Source organism: Dyadobacter flavalbus (assembly GCF_006149045.1).
GTDB lineage: Bacteria > Bacteroidota > Bacteroidia > Cytophagales > Spirosomataceae > Dyadobacter > Dyadobacter flavalbus.
The window spans coordinates 232,571-247,927 of the sequence record NZ_VBSN01000066.1; the positions used below are offsets into that span (position 1 = coordinate 232,571).

14 protein-coding genes are annotated in these 15,357 nt (G+C 45.5%); 9 read left to right on the top strand and 5 right to left on the bottom strand.

Annotated elements, in window-relative coordinates; genetic code table 11:
- Positions 1-23 precede the first annotated feature (23 nt).
- Together FEM33_RS21510 and FEM33_RS21515 are read left to right on the top strand one after the other, a co-directional pair.
- Positions 24-950: a hypothetical protein gene (locus tag FEM33_RS21510; RefSeq protein WP_229214348.1), complete on the top strand. Its 927-nt coding sequence runs from the start codon at positions 24-26 to the stop codon at positions 948-950.
- A 164-nt stretch (positions 951-1,114) separates the two neighbouring features.
- Positions 1,115-2,734, top strand: a complete 1,620-nt coding sequence (locus tag FEM33_RS21515; protein ID WP_139014039.1) for a sodium:solute symporter family transporter — start codon at positions 1,115-1,117, stop codon at positions 2,732-2,734.
- A 68-nt stretch (positions 2,735-2,802) separates the two neighbouring features.
- On the opposite strand, the gene FEM33_RS21520 is transcribed toward FEM33_RS21515, so the two are convergent.
- Together FEM33_RS21520 and FEM33_RS21525 are read right to left on the bottom strand one after the other, a co-directional pair.
- A complete protein-coding gene (locus tag FEM33_RS21520) occupies positions 2,803-3,249 on the bottom strand; it encodes a peptidylprolyl isomerase (RefSeq protein ID WP_139014040.1) in 447 nt (148 codons plus the stop codon).
- Positions 3,250-3,373: 124 nt separating this feature from the next.
- Complete coding sequence (locus FEM33_RS21525) at positions 3,374-4,138, bottom strand: lytic transglycosylase domain-containing protein (protein WP_229214349.1); 765 nt, start codon at positions 4,136-4,138, stop codon at positions 3,374-3,376.
- 488 nt (positions 4,139-4,626) lie between these two features.
- Here FEM33_RS21525 and FEM33_RS21530 point away from each other — a divergent pair, with 488 nt between their 5' ends.
- The 6 genes from FEM33_RS21530 to FEM33_RS21555 all read left to right on the top strand — a co-directional run bounded on the left by FEM33_RS21530 (position 4,627) and on the right by FEM33_RS21555 (position 9,208).
- On the top strand, positions 4,627-5,817 hold the full coding sequence (locus FEM33_RS21530) for a molybdopterin molybdotransferase MoeA (RefSeq protein WP_139014042.1): 1,191 nt from the start codon (positions 4,627-4,629) through the stop codon (positions 5,815-5,817).
- A 169-nt stretch (positions 5,818-5,986) separates the two neighbouring features.
- Complete coding sequence (locus tag FEM33_RS21535; protein WP_139014043.1) at positions 5,987-6,226, top strand: MoaD/ThiS family protein; 240 nt, start codon at positions 5,987-5,989, stop codon at positions 6,224-6,226.
- A 38-nt stretch (positions 6,227-6,264) separates the two neighbouring features.
- Positions 6,265-6,714 carry a molybdenum cofactor biosynthesis protein MoaE gene (locus FEM33_RS21540; RefSeq protein ID WP_139014044.1) on the top strand — a complete coding sequence of 150 codons (450 nt, stop codon included), beginning with the start codon at positions 6,265-6,267 and terminating at the stop codon, positions 6,712-6,714.
- 37 nt (positions 6,715-6,751) lie between these two features.
- Positions 6,752-7,660 carry a bifunctional molybdenum cofactor biosynthesis protein MoaC/MoaB gene (moaCB, locus tag FEM33_RS21545; protein WP_139014045.1) on the top strand — a complete coding sequence of 303 codons (909 nt, stop codon included), beginning with the start codon at positions 6,752-6,754 and terminating at the stop codon, positions 7,658-7,660.
- A 29-nt stretch (positions 7,661-7,689) separates the two neighbouring features.
- The gene (gene moaA / locus FEM33_RS21550; RefSeq protein ID WP_139014046.1) at positions 7,690-8,682 is read left to right on the top strand and encodes a GTP 3',8-cyclase MoaA; all 993 of its coding nucleotides are present in this window, start codon (positions 7,690-7,692) and stop codon (positions 8,680-8,682) included.
- Between the two features lie 112 nt (positions 8,683-8,794).
- Complete coding sequence (locus tag FEM33_RS21555; RefSeq protein WP_139014047.1) at positions 8,795-9,208, top strand: T9SS type A sorting domain-containing protein; 414 nt, start codon at positions 8,795-8,797, stop codon at positions 9,206-9,208.
- Positions 9,209-9,258: 50 nt separating this feature from the next.
- Here FEM33_RS21555 and FEM33_RS21560 read toward each other — a convergent pair whose 3' ends face one another.
- The 3 genes from FEM33_RS21560 to FEM33_RS21570 form a co-directional block, all read right to left on the bottom strand.
- Positions 9,259-10,461, bottom strand: coding sequence for a glycosyltransferase family 87 protein (locus FEM33_RS21560; protein ID WP_229214350.1), 1,203 nt, complete (start codon positions 10,459-10,461; stop codon positions 9,259-9,261).
- Between the two features lie 46 nt (positions 10,462-10,507).
- Positions 10,508-11,437 (bottom strand): alpha/beta hydrolase, encoded by a 930-nt coding sequence (locus tag FEM33_RS21565; RefSeq protein ID WP_374756446.1) that lies wholly within the window; start codon positions 11,435-11,437, stop codon positions 10,508-10,510.
- Positions 11,438-11,544: 107 nt separating this feature from the next.
- Positions 11,545-12,135, bottom strand: coding sequence for a hypothetical protein (locus FEM33_RS21570; protein WP_139014048.1), 591 nt, complete (start codon positions 12,133-12,135; stop codon positions 11,545-11,547).
- A gap of 105 nt (positions 12,136-12,240) precedes the next feature.
- Here FEM33_RS21570 and FEM33_RS21575 point away from each other — a divergent pair, with 105 nt between their 5' ends.
- Positions 12,241-15,324 (top strand): PVC-type heme-binding CxxCH protein, encoded by a 3,084-nt coding sequence (locus tag FEM33_RS21575; RefSeq protein ID WP_139014049.1) that lies wholly within the window; start codon positions 12,241-12,243, stop codon positions 15,322-15,324.
- The last annotated feature ends 33 nt before the right edge of the window (positions 15,325-15,357 follow it).

The window sequence follows — 15,357 nt, forward strand, 5'->3', positions numbered from 1 at the left end:
ACGAATATTTCAGCATTGCATTCGTGTTTGTTGGTGTATTCGTGGCTGATAAAACCTATCCCAAAGCATTTCTTTTGAAAGCCGGAAATCCAGATCAAAAACCTTTTTTCCACTGGGGAAAATTTCTTTTGACCGGATTGCTGATCATCCCGGGAAGTCTTTTTTTTCTTTACCCACAAATATTTTACTGCGAGTTCATCCGTTTTTCCGGATTTGTTTCTGTTGACGGAAAAACCTATTTCAGTCCTGATATCAAACCGCCATCATATAATGTACTGCGGAAGATTATCCGGCAGTCAGCAGTGCGGGTGGATTCATTTTACAACGGCAGGAAATCAGATCCGGTGCTGATCATATGCAGCGATTCCCGGCAGTATCAGAAATACTGCAACAGCACAGAAGGAGCCGGGTGCAGTTTGGGAACACCCTGGGGCAGTTCATATGTCATCCTGAATGCGCAGGGAATGAATGCAGACGTGATCAGTCATGAGATGAGCCATACGGAATTGCTGGAACGGCTTGGCTGGTGGACAATCGCCAATGAAGTCCCGCAGTGGTTCAATGAAGGAACTGCGCTGATGCTGGACAGAAGGTTTGTAAATAATCCGGATGCAGCCGGACGGTATCTGGATTACATGGAAGAGTGGCTTTATTATACCGGCGGAGGCCAGCAGATACTTGAACTCGAAAATATAACATCCATCAAAGGATTTTTCAGCGGAGGGCAGCGGCAGGTGATGCTTGCCTATATGTCCTCGGGAATGGAAGTTTCCTACTGGCTTGCCGTTACGGGAAAAAACGCTTTGCAGGATTTAATTACACGTATAAACAACGGGCAGACTTTCGCGGAGGCTTATGCCGATATGCAAAAGAAAGAAGATGCTTTGATGAAGAAACAATTGCCTGCCAATCCGCTGCGGGTTCGGGAAGTAAAGAAAATAGCAGAGTAAAGCATCGGGAATATGTCCTTGTAGCTATATTTATGAGCAGCTAACAAAAAACAAAAAGTATTCAGCATTATGGTTGTTCGGATTTTGTACTATTTTCCGAAAATAATGTACCTTTCGATTTAAACTAACAAGCGATATCTATTCATTCATTTTTAATATCTGAAATGCAACAATTACAGACCCTTGATTACATCGTTTTCTTCTTTTACTTCATTGTAGTTTCCGGTTACGGTTATTGGATTTATCAGCGAAAGAAATCAACTGCTGAATCGACAAAAGACTTTTTTCTGGCAGAAGGCTCGCTTACTTGGTGGGCAATCGGAGCCTCACTGATTGCTTCCAATATTTCGGCAGAGCAGTTTATCGGAATGTCGGGAAACGGCTTTTCAATGGGATTGGGTATTTCGACTTACGAATGGATGGCAGCAGCGACACTGGTGATCGTCGCTGTATTTTTCATGCCCATTTATCTTAAAAACAAGATTTATACAATGCCTCAGTTTCTGAGTCAGCGTTATAATCCCACGGTAAGTCTTATCATGGCCGTGTTCTGGCTTGCGCTTTACATTCTGGTCAATCTTACCTCCATCCTTTATCTGGGGGCGCTTGCTGTATCGGGCATATCCGGGCTTAATTTCCAGTTTTGCATGATTGCGCTTGCTGTTTTTGCAATCATCATCACAATCGGCGGGATGAAAGTAATTGGCTTTACGGACGTAATTCAGGTTTTCTTTCTTGTAATCGGCGGTTTGGCAACAACGTATCTGGCGATTAATCTGGTTTCCGGTGATGCCGGACTTGACGGCGTCATAAGCGGGATCAAAATGATGCGTGAAAACCATGACGATCATTTTCATATGATCTTTCCAAAAACCAGTCCGTTTTACATGCAATTGCCCGGACTGGCAGTTTTGCTCGGCGGGATGTGGATTGTTAACCTGAACTACTGGGGATGTAACCAATATATCACACAACGTGCTTTGGGCGCGGATCTGAAAACAGCAAGAAACGGTATTTTATTTGCGGCTTTTCTGAAACTGCTTATGCCCGTTATCGTGGTTCTGCCCGGGATCGCTGCTTACGCATTATATAACAAAGGTATGTTCCAGGCCGAAATGATGGGATCGGATGGCGTAATCAATGCAGATAAAGCATATCCTGTGTTGCTGAACCTGCTGCCTTCTGGTCTGAAAGGACTTTCATTTGCTGCTCTTACAGCCGCCGTTGTAGCTTCGCTGGCCGGAAAAGCCAACAGTATTTCAACCATTTTTACACTGGATATTTTCAAAAATTACATTGGAAAAAATGCAGATGAAAAAACGCTTGTAAGAATCGGAAGGCTTGTTGTCGTAATTTCCATGATTCTGGCAATTCTCGTTTCTCCGTACATGGGAATCGATAAAAAAGGCGGTTTTCAGTTTATTCAGGAAATGACCGGGCTTCTTTCGCCGGGGATTTTTGCAGCTTTCATCATGGGCTTTTTCTGGAAACGCACCAATTCGGCAGGCGCTTTGTTCGCCATCGTCGGCGGTTTCCTGATCGCACTTGCCATGCATAACAACTATTTCCCGTTTGCCGACTGGACACAGGTTCCGTTCCTGGACCGTATGGGCATTGTATTTCTGATATGCGTTTCGGTTATGTTTATTTTAGGTCTTGTATTGCCCGATGAGCGCAAAGGACTTGCCATTGACGCTTCCATGTTTATTCCGCACCGTACATTCATCATCGGCGCAGTAAGCGTTATTGCAATCATAAGTTTTCTGTATGCACATTTCTGGTAACAGCTTGCATACCAACAAAAAATGCCCGGGACTGTTCCGGGCATTTTTTGTTTACGAACCAGATGCTTTCAGGCTTCTGTCTCTTCGATAATTGTTACTTTCTGGATTTTGTCACCCTGACGGATCAAGTCCACGGTTTCAACACCTTCCACAACTTTTCCGAAACAAGTGTGGTTTCCGTCCAGATGCGCCGTATTTCTGCGGCCATGACAGATGAAAAACTGAGAACCTCCTGTATCGCGTCCGGCATGTGCCATGGACAATACGCCACGGTCATGATATTGGTTACCGCCGTTCAGTTCACATTTGATTTTGTAACCCGGACCTCCGCGGCCAGTTCCCGTCGGATCGCCACCTTGTATCATAAAGTCAGGAATTACACGGTGGAAAATAGTACCGTCATAAAATCCCTTTTTCGATAAGTCAACAAAGTTTTTCACTGTGGCAGGAGCATCCTCATCGTAAAATTCGATCAGCATAGTCCCTTTGTCAGTGATCATTTCTGCTTTTGTCATATTATAAGAGCATTTAAATAAGTTTACATTGTTATTCAGCAATGTTTTCGCTGATTGCAATAACAACACAAAGAAAAGGATATTGTAACCTTTTCTATTAATTTAATGCCAAATAATTGATTGATCAGGAGTCGGCGGAAATTTTAATCATTTCTTCTTCCAGCGCCATACGGATTTTGCTTTGTTCCGTCCGGTATTCCGAAAGCTTTTCTACCACATTTCCGCTTACCCATTCCCTGCTTCTTTCCGGATTGGAAAACCATTCCTTCACTGCAAGCAGCTTGTAAATGTATTTTGTAGTTTCTGAATTTAATTTTAGCTTGAAATAATCATCCTTGTTCTGGGAGTCCATTCTGTTCTGAATGCGACTCGGGCCGGCATTGTATGCGGCTGCTACGAGCGTCCATGAGCCAAGTTGCCGGTGCAGGCTTCGGAGGTATTTGCCAGCGGCATGCGTTGATTTAACGAGATGTTTGCGGTCGTCTCTGGTTGAGTTGACAACCAGACCAAGCGATTTTGCTGTGGATGGCATCAGTTGCCAGTAGCCGGCAGCACCGCGGTGTGATTTGACATCATCGCTCATTGCGCTCTCGATAAGGGGAATATATTTGAAATCGGCTGGTACTCCGTACTTTTTAAGAATGGGTTCAATGATTTTCATTCTTTTCTGGGTCTTTGTCATCAGCTTACGAAAGGCGGGATTGTCGTAATTTCTGATCGTTTTCTGGTATCGCTCGGCAATTCGAAGCTCTGATAATGGTATCGCTTCGCCACAGAAGTCAATAGCAAGAAGATCTGAATCAATAATGGTGTTTTCTTTCAGCTCCTTCTTTTCCACCTTCACCTCGCTCAGGGGCGATTTGCCCATTATTGCAATTGAGAAGGCCATAAAGATTAGTCTTATCATGCATTTTTTATTTCGTGAAACATCGGTTTATGGCATAAAGCCGGGGTGTAAAGATAACGGTATAGAATTAAAAATATTCAACATTTTGGTAAATATCTGATTTAGAACTATTTGTACGTTTGTAGTATAGAATTAAAACAAGGACGTCCGATTTGGCGGGATTTGCAGTTCAGCAATGAATACAATTGGCATTTTACCAGTCTGTAAAATTTATCATGGCTGTTGGGAAAATTTACAGAACGGCTTTTCTGACGCATTTTGGAAGGATTGATAAAGCAAAAAAATATTTTTTTAAGCTACTTAGCTGATTATGAAATAATTGTACAAAGTGCATTTTCGGATACGATGTACTTTTCTTCTAAAATTTTTAAATATTTTAAAAACCTGCAAAATTTTTAATCATTTTCCGGAAATGTAAATGAAGTTCCGCGATGTGTTAACTTGCAGAAATGATCTTTAACAAAGCATTTATGGTAACAGTAAACGAGGCCAAACAAAGGATTTATTCCGAAACCGTACTGAATGCCACGGAAACCAGACCAACGACGTCAGCAGCAGGATTTGTACTGGCGGCCGACATTGCCGCGCCGCTTTCCATGCCTTCTTTCCGGCAGTCGTCCATGGACGGATATGCCATTCTTCATTCCGACATTATTCAAAAAGACGTTTTCCTGAAAATAACCGGAGAGTCCAGAGCCGGACAGTCCGAACTGCAGCCTTTGATCTCGGGAAATGCAATCCGGATTTTTACCGGGGCGCCCGTTCCCGACGGCGCAACGGCCGTTATTATGCAGGAGCATACTTCGGTGCAAAGCGGACAGGTTATCATTCATGAATTCCCGGTTCCGCCTGGAAAAAATGTCAGGGAAGTCGGAAAACAGATCAGGCAAGGAGCGATTGCATTAAAAAAAGGCACTTATCTTACCCCCGGGAGCATAGGTTTTTTGCTGGGCATGAATGTGCAGGTCGTAGAAGTGTACAGCAAGCCGAAAGTAGGTTTGCTGGTGACAGGCGATGAACTGCTCAAACCCGGCGAGCCGCTTGTGCACGGCAAAGTATACGAATCCAATTCCGCCATGCTTATTGCGGCTTTGCAGCAGGAAGGCATTTCTGATATTGAAATCAAGTATGCCAAAGATGACTTTCAGTCCACTGTAGATGCGCTTGAAGAACTTTCGCAAATCAATGATCTTGTGCTGGCAACAGGCGGCGTATCCGTCGGCGATTACGATTTTGTGGAAAAAGCTTTACAGGAAATTAGCGCTGAAACCATTTTTTATAAAGTAAGGCAAAAACCCGGAAAGCCGCTTCTTTTTGCAAAAAGGCAGGAAAAGCTGTTTTTTGCCCTGCCGGGAAATCCGGCTTCGTCGCTCGTTTGTTACTACGAATACGTGCTTCCGGCCATCCGTAAAATAACGGGCAGAACGGATATGTTTCTCAGAAAACTGAAAATGCCTGTCAAGCATGCTTATTCATTCGACGGTGAAAGGGATGAATTCCTGAAAGCATTTGTAGAAGAAGATTACGTAGTTCCGCTGGATGGGCAGGAGTCGTTTGCGCTGCGTTCTTTTGCCATTGCGAATGCAATTATTTATCTTCCGGTAACGCAGAATGTCATTTCGGAAGGCGACCTTGTGGAAGTACATTTGCTGCCGTTCTGAATTTCATTTTCGAAATGTGTGTTTATGGTTTCAGGAGCTGTTGGCAATCAGCATTAAGCTGTCAGGAAAATGTATATCGGATAGAGAAAATTCTGTAAAAACGTTTAATCCGGACTGATTGTAATCAACTGCTTAACAGGAAATAACCAAGCTTAAAAATACGGAATAAATGAGCGTGCATGTGATGTATTACGGAATGCTGGCGGAAATAACCGGCCACGCCAACGAACTCTGGATTTCGGATGAAAACCTTACCGTAGGAAAATTTCGCAGCCAGATTCTGGAAAAATATCCGGCGTTGCGTGAAAAAAAGTTTAAAGTTGCCGTCAACCAGAAAATAGCAGAAGACTTTGCACCGATTGATCCGTCAGCCGAAATTGCGCTTTTACCGCCTTTTGCCGGTGGATAAATCCAGATTTTCTTGTTCAGAAGTATAAATCCGAGTGAATGGAAAAGATACACAAGCCCAAAAAAGTATTTGTTCAGGGACCGATCAGCCCCGAGTTCGTTTCAAAATCCATTGCCAGCCACCATTCCAAAACCGGTATCGGTGCGCATGCTATTTTTCTGGGGCAAATCCGTGCGGACCAGAAAGAGAGCGGGACTGTTACTGCAATTGAATATTCTGCTTACGAAGAAATGGCCGAACATGCATTTCACGAGATCAGGGAAAAAGCATTTGCCCGGTTTGAACTGACTTGCATGCATATTTATCACAGCCTGGGAACGGTGCCGGTCGGCGAAATCAGCCTGTTTGTTTTTGTTTCTTCTCCGCACCGCCGTGCCGCTTTTGAGGCTTCCGAGTTTGTTGTTGAAGAAATTAAGGCCAATGTTCCCGTTTTTGGAAAAGAACTGATCGGAGAAAACGGAGCATACGTCTGGAAAGAAAATAGTTGAGCTCCGGCTTTCCGCTAATGAATTTTACTGATTTTTGATGGTCGATATAACGCATAAAACCAATACTTTACGGATTGCCACCGCACAGGCAACGGTGCAGGTCAGCAAACCCGAAACCATTCAGGCAATTCAGGACCGGGCCGTTCCCAAAGGCGATGTTTTTGAAATGGCCAAAGCAGCGGGATTCCTGGCAGTAAAGAAAACGCCGGACCTTTTGCCGGACTGTCACCCGATTCCGGTGGAATATACCGCTGTAAATTACAGAATCGAAAATCTTTCCATTGTAATTGAACTGACCGTCAAGACGATTTATAAAACCGGCGTGGAAGTCGAAGCCATGCACGGCGCATCGGTTGTGGCCCTGACGATGTACGACATGCTCAAACCGATTGACAAAGGCGTTGAAATCAACAACATTAAGCTGCTGGAAAAGAAAGGCGGAAAAAGCGACAGAAAAGCAGTTCCGGAAAATCTGAAAACGGCTGTTGTGGTTTGCTCCGACAGCATTTCAAACGGAATCGGTGAAGATAAATCGGGCAGGAAAATCATTGAAAAACTGGACGCCATAAAAATCAGTGTAAGCGATTACAGCATCATTCCCGACGATAAAAGCAGCATTCAGGACAAGATACGAAGCCTTTGCGATGCGCAGTATCAAATGATTTTGATCACGGGCGGAACCGGTTTGTCGCACCGCGATGTTACACCGGAAGCTGTCAGTGAATTGCTGGATCGTGAAATTCCCGGAATTGCAGAAACGGCGCGGCAATATGGCCAGGAACGGATTCCAACGGCCATGCTTTCACGGTCTGCGGCCGGTTTAATCAAGGAAACGCTGGTGATCACCATGCCGGGAAGTACAGGCGGCGTTACAGAATATATGGATGCTCTTTTTCCGCATGTTCTGCACGTTTTCAGCGTTTTAGAAGGCACAAAGCATACATAACTTTTGCTCATTTGAATTCCAGTCCATCCATGTCATTGCCCATTGTAGATACATTTGGCCGTAAGCATACTTATCTGCGGATTTCGCTGACGGATAAGTGCAACCTGCGCTGTACATACTGCATGCCGCAGGAAGATATGCAGTTTATGCCGTCCAAATGGCTGATGCAGGCAGATGAAATTAAAATGCTTGCAGGCATATTTGTAGAAATGGGCGTGGATAAAATCCGTCTGACCGGCGGAGAACCGCTGATCCGCAAAGATGCAGGCCATATTATTTCGGATCTTGGCAAATTGCCGGCTTCGCTTACGCTTACAACCAATGCCGTTCTGATCGATCAGTTTATAAATAATCTGAAAGATGCAGGCGTAAGTTCGCTGAATGTAAGTCTGGATACTTTGAGGGAAGAACGGTTTGCCGGCATTACAAAACGCAGTCATTTTACCAAAACGCTGGATAACATCCGGTTGCTTCTGACAGAAGGTTTTGTTGTCAAGATCAACATGGTTGTAATGCGCGGGATTAATGATGACGAGGTCAGTGATTTTGTAAGACTTACGGTTGACGAACCCAATCTGCATGTCCGGTTTATAGAGTTTATGCCGTTCAACGGCAATCAGTGGGATATGTCCAAAATTGTTTCCTACAACGATCTGCTTTCCGGTATCAGCAATCATTTTGACTTTCAGAAATTACCCGGAGAATTGCAGGATACCGCACACCGTTTTCAGGTAAATGGCGGCGCAGGCACTTTCGGGATTATCGGAACCGTTACGCACCCGTTCTGCTCGGGGTGCAACCGAATTCGGCTGACGGCTGACGGAAAACTGAAAAACTGCCTTTTTGATACGACTGAAATCGATTTACTGACGCCGCTGCGCGCCGGAAAAGACGTTCGTGCCTTGATCTATTCGCATTTTCATAAAAAACATTTTGCTCACGGCGGACATGCAGGCTTCACTGAAAAACATGCCAAATCGGACTACGAGCAGAACCGCACCATGATTGCAATCGGAGGATAAACCGTTCAGCATCCTTAATTCACCGTTTAAACAAAGCATGCAACATGGCCTGAAAGGAAGGCATCATTGGTGAAAATTATCCCAAACTTTCACTGATAACCTTTGTTCGGCCATGAAAAAAATGCTCACATCACTTGCTGCAGCAGCTTTCGGAATTTTGCTGCTAAGCTCCAACGTTTCCGCGCTTCCTGTTGAAACCAAAGCGGAATGCAAAAACAACAGTTGCAGGAATTTCCGCATGGGAATGTATCAGATCAGAAATACAGTGACCATGAAAGTCCTGATTGAAAAGGCGTTGGGCGAACGGATGGCAATACGCCTGATGAACGATAAAGGTCAGGTTCTGCATGAAGAACACATCGGAAAAGCGACAAGAAAATTTGGCCGCAAACTGAATTTTTCAGAAATACAGGACGGCAATTACACGCTGGAAATTTCGGATAATCAGGAAAGAATTGTAAAATACATACGCCTTGCCACGAAAGATGTCAGTGAAGTGAGCCGTACACTGGTGGCGATGAATTGAAAACATATGAATGCGTTGCAGGCAAGATCCGATACCTGCAACGCTTTTTTTTATAATACCTTTTCCGTTTCTTCTCTTGGCAGTAACCTGCCGAATAGCATATCATAAATAATTTTTCCCCAGATCAGAATACACGGAACTGCTTTTGCAACATAGGGTTTCATCCATTCGTCGCGAATGAATTTCGGGAAAATATCCGTCGGTGACAAAGCAGTAAACACAAATGCCAGAACAAGTAAAGCATAGTTTTCTTTTTTGGGAAACTGTGCGTAATACCAGAGCGCCACGCCGCTGATCGCAATGATAAAAGTCGGCGATTCTGCGCGGTGATTAAAAATTACAACCCAGACCAAAATGGAAGAAAGCATCAGAATCCGGAATACAAAGTTCTGGTATGATCTGATTTTCAGTAGCGGAATGCAGAAAAGCACCACGCCCGCCAGACTTACATACGTTTTATTCACCTGCCAGCCAAACCACGATTTCAGCCAGCCGATCACAGAAAGTCCGTCCGAAATGGAATGATCGTTCTGCAACAAATTCGCCCAGCTTTTATAAAGAAAGACAAACTGCTCCCAATCAATGACAAGCAACGGCAGAAACGTAAAAAATACAACCCAGAAAGCCGTCGTATAAGCCAGTTTGAACTTATTGGGGTAAAGTAAGAAAAGGGCCAGCGCAACAATGCCGAACACTTTGATGAAAATCGTTGAAACCACGCATAAAGTGGCCATCCAGTATTTTCCTCTTTCCAGAAAGCCAAAGCTGAAAATCAGTAATCCTGCAATCAGCGCGTTGCTTTGTTCATTCTGCACCGAAGTAAGCAGTTCGACAAGCATAAAAACGAGGATCAGCCCTTTGGTCCGGATGTCGATACGCGGCAGATAATACACCGAACAGAACAAGACGAATGCATTCAGAATGTTCCATAAAGAAAGTCCCAGAACGTCCGGAAGAATCGAAAGCATGCCGAAGATCAGTGCAAAGCTCGGGCTGTACTTGAATAAGTCGCCTTGTTCTTCAACGAATTGCGCGTACAGGTCCTTGTTTTCAAGCAGGTGGAAGAAAGACTGTTTGAAAATGATGTAATTGTTGTAAGTCGTATAAAGATGGCCACCTTCCACAAAACTTTTCAAACCTCCGAAATAGGACTGCAGACTGGCAAATACTGCAACGCCCAGAAATACGAACAGAATGGATTTCGGGTTAATCAAAAAGCGGTTTACGGCATTCATGGCAAAGACTTTGTTCAACAGACTGAATTTTCGTTCAAATCTATTGATAAATCAGGGCTTATCATTATTTCTTCATATAACCCATGGATTTCAGCCAGCCTTCCATCGCCGCAGGCCAGTTGGCAAGCGATCCTTTTCCTTCCGTGCGCATGCCGTAACCGTGGCCGCCAATCGGGTATAAATGCATTTCAGCGGCTATTTTATGTTTTTTCAGTGCAAGATAATACTCAATGCTGTTCTCGACCGGAACGGCACCGTCGTCCATGGCATGCACGAGAAATGCCGGCGGCGTCTGATCGCTGACCTGTAATTCATTGGAGTAATATCTGATCAGTTCGTCCGACTTTTCAGCGCCAAGCAGATTGTCCCGCGAGCCGCCGTGCGAAATGGAAGGCAGAAATGAAATCACCGGATAAAGCAGAATGGAAAAATCAGGCTTGGATTCCTGCGAAGCTTTCGGGCCCATATTGTAGTGCGTGGAAAGGGTCGCAGCAAGATGTCCGCCGGCAGAAAAGCCCATTACACCGATTTTGTTCGGATCAATATTCCATTTGGCCGCGTTCTGACGGATCATTTTCATTCCCTGCATGGCATCCATCAAAGGAACTTCATGCTGGTGCGTCATGGCTTTTTCGTTCGGAAGCCTGTATTTCAGTACAAACGCAGAAATGCCGCGTTCGTTAAACCATTTGGCAAAATCGCTGCCTTCATGCGATGCAGCCAGAATCCCGTAACCGCCGCCCGGGCAAATCATGACGGCTGCTCCGGTCGCATTTTCTTTAGGCGCAATATAGGCGGTCAGGGTCGGAACGGTTACGCCGCTGATGCGCAAAATGTTGCTTGCATCCGTTTCGGATTTTTCAGCAACGCTGCTCGTTTTGAAATTGGGGATTTTGCCTTCCGGCCAGAGGTTCATTGTTTCGGTTTGTGCCGTTACAGCCATACTTATTGTCATTAGCCAGCAGAATACCGGCAGTGAAATAACTTTTTTCATCGGAAAAGATTTTACTGCAAAAGCACCGTCCGGTTTTAACCTACCTTAAAAATATTGACTTCCGTTCTCTGAAGGCGGTTTCTGATTTTAAAATCCAGATAAAAAAATCAGGGTTTTGCGGGATTGATCATAATGTGGGCGCGGTGCGTTCCGGGGTCCATAATCCACGGCATGCCGGCAACATCGGGTTTCAGCGGCAATCCGGTACTTTCCGCAGTGGCATACGGAATGTAAATCACATAGCGAAGGTAACTGTTTTTTAACGTGCCGTCGGCTGCATTGTAATTGTCTTTTGTGCCGGAAAGTACGTATAAAGTGGAAGGCTGTTTGGGCATGCTCAGCTTTTTGCTTTTGGCTTCATTTTCCCGGATGTCAAAAATTTCCTTTGCGTTTTTACCTTCTTTGCTGAGTATCCTGCCGCGCTCCATAAACGGTTCCAGGTCCGCATGGTAACACGAAACGCTGATATCTTCTTTTTTCGGGTCATCGGCAAGGCATACCAGATCATTGGTTCCGTTCCGGAGTATTTTAAAAGTCCCGTCAGGCGCATAGCCGTAAACTTTGGCTCCTTCCTGCTTTTCAGACGGCGCTGCCAGCACGGCTGTTCTGATCTGGATTTCGGCTGCGGGAATGGCTGTCTGTGCGTTGGCCTGCAATGAGATGCAAATGGCAGCGGCGTAAAAAAAAGTCTTGCTCATAATAGTAAATGACATGTAGATAAACTCTTATAGATCTAAAATTAGTAATCTTTATTCAAGAATGGCGCAGACCGGCTGCAATACAGTCCATAATTATTTTACCAAATGAACTTCAAAAAATCCTTATTGCTTTTTCCCGCCGGCTGTATGTTGCTGGGTTTAATGGTAAGTACTTACCAGCGATCCAATCCGAGCACTTTTCAGAGTTCCGTGCTGGACAGCCTGTACAAAGACCTGACCGATGAGCAGAAAAGGTCACCGAAATATGCTGTTGCCGGATTGTCTGTAACCAACGGTCTGGAAGCCACGCTTTTTGCCTCCGAACCCGTCATCACCAATCCTACGAATATCGATGTCGATCATCTGGGCCGGGTGTGGGTTTGTGAAGCTTACAATTATCGTCCGGCCATTAACGGCAATCCTACCAAAGATGAAGGCGACCGCATTTTGATCCTGGAAGACAGCAACGGGGACGGGAAATCGGACAAGACAACCGTTTTTTATCAGGGAAAGGAAATCAATTCGCCGCTGGGAATCTGGGTAATGGGAAACAGAGTTGTCGTATCCCAAAGTCCTTACGTATGGCTTTTTACGGATGAAAACAATGACGGCAAAGCGGATAAGAAAGAAGTGATTTTTGAAGGCGTCGGCGGTGAGCAGCACGATCATGGCATGCACGCTTTTGTTTTTGCCCCGGACGGAAAGCTGTATTTCAATTTCGGAAATGAGGGCGGCCAGTTACTTGACGGTAAAGGAAAGCCGATTGTCGGAAAAGACGGCGAACCGATTGATTTCAAAAAGCTGAAACAGGGAATGGTGTTTCGCTGCGATCCTGATTTTAAAAATATCGAGGTACTGGCAAATAATTTCAGAAATAATTATGAAGTCGCTATTGACAGCTACGGAACCATGTGGCAGTCCGACAATGACGATGACGGCAATAAAAGCGTAAGGATCAATTACGTAATGCAGCACGGAAATTACGGCTATACCGATGAACTGACCGGCGCAGGCTGGCGTGCAAACCGTACCAATATGGAGGATTCCATTCCGTTTCGTCACTGGCATTTGAACGATCCCGGCGTTGTCCCGAACTTGCTGCAGACCGGCTCCGGTTCGCCGACCGGAATGGTCATTTACGAAGGCCGTCTTTTGCCGAAAGCATTCTGGGATCAGATGATTCACTGCGAACCCGGTCACAACGTAGTCCGTTCATATCCTGTTCAAAAGGCTGGCGCAGGCTATTCTGCCAAAATCGTTAATCTTGTGGACGGCAAACGCGATCAATGGTTCCGGCCTTCGGATGTATGCGTGGCGCCGGACGGCTCGCTGATTGTTTCCGACTGGTACGATCCGGGCGTAGGCGGGCATCAGGCCGGAGACCAGAACAGAGGCCGTTTGTTCCGGATAGCACCTTCCAATACGCCTTACCGTATTCCGAAAAATGATTTTTCCACGCCTGAAGGCGCTGTTACTGCTTTGCAAAGCCCCAACTTATCAGTTCGTTATCTTGCATGGCAGGCACTGGAAAAAATGAACACATCGGCTGTTCCTGCTTTGGAAAAACTGTTCAATGATCCGAAAGCCAATTCGCGTATGCGTGCAAGGGCTTTGTGGATGCTGAGCAAATCGCCGGAGGCTGGCAAAAAAGCCATTGATACCGCCATAAAAGACAGCAACCCGGATATGCGGATCGCTGCTTTGCGTGCTGCAAGCGAAACCAATTATGCAGATCTGACAAGCTATATCAAAATGCTTGTGAACGACAAAGAACCGCAGGTCCGCAGAGAATGTGCATTAATGCTTCATCATAACAAATCTGCAGAAGCTCCGGCATTATGGACCGCGCTTGCCCGGCAATACGACGGCCAGGACCGCTGGTATCTGGAAGCACTGGGAATCGGAGCAGACGGACAATGGGATTCGTTTTTCAAAGCATGGGTTGCAGAAGCCGGCGTCGATCCGGTGGCGACAAAAGCAGGAAAAGATATTGTGTGGCGTTCCAGAAGCAAGGAATCAATTCCGTTGCTGGCTTCACTGGCTGGCGATCCGAATATGGATCTGAAAAGCAGACTGCGGTATTTCCGCGCATTTGATTTTAATCCGGGAGGAAAAGAAAAGTCTACGGCTCTTTTGCAGATCATGAAAGGGAGTGCCGCCAATCAAAGCAAAATTAATGAACTTGCATTGCGGCATTTGGATCCCGATTTTGTAAAACAAAGCCCGGAAGCAATGGCGGCAGTTAAAAAACTGCTGGACGCTTCATACGGAACCGCTCTTTACCTTGAACTGGTTGCGCGCTACGAACTGGAATCCGAAAACAACCGCTTGCTCGATCTTGCCATTGCGCAGGCTTCCACCAGAACAGGCGGTGCAGCAGCAGCGCAGCTTATGAAACAGAACGGGTCAGAGCTGGTCTGGAATGTGATCAAAGGAAAAGATGCCGAAAAAAGTGAAAATATCCTGACCGCTTTAAAAGGTGTCGGAAGTAAGGAATCGCTGGAAATGCTGGAAACGGTATCGCTGGATAAAAAATATCCCGCCGGTATGCGACTGGTTGCAGTGAAATCACTCGGCGGTACAATGAGCGGTGAAGATGAAGTGCTTGAACTGCTTAAAGAAAACAAGCTGGAAGGAGAAATGAAAACTGCAGCAGTGCAGGGATTAAGCGGTGCATGGCGGAAATCGGTCAAGATGGAAGCGGCAAAATACCTGGAAGGTGGAAGCATAGTCGTTAAAAAACATCCTGAACTGAAAGAACTGGTGGGCATGAACGGCAGTGTTTCCAAAGGCAAGGAAGTATTTTCTTCTTACTGTTCGGTTTGCCATCAGGTGAACGGCGAAGGAATGGATTTCGGGCCGAAACTGTCTGAAATCGGAAGCAAGCTGCCCAAAGAAGCACAGTATGCGGCTATTTTCGAGCCAAGTGCGGGAATTGGTTTCGGGTATGAAGGGTTTGAAGTGAAGTTTAAAGACGGCTCCGAAGTTTCCGGCATTATCGCCAGCAAAACAGAAACCGACCTGATCATGAAATTCCCCGGCGGCTCGACGCAGGAATACAAAATGTCGCAGGTAAAGTCCATCAAACAGCTGAATGATTCCATGATGCCGGCCGGATTGCAGGACGCCATGAGCACCGAAGAATTGGTTAGTCTGGTGACTTATCTGAGCAATCTGAGAAAGAAATAAGAACGCCGGTCCTGTGAAATACAGCCGTAAAGT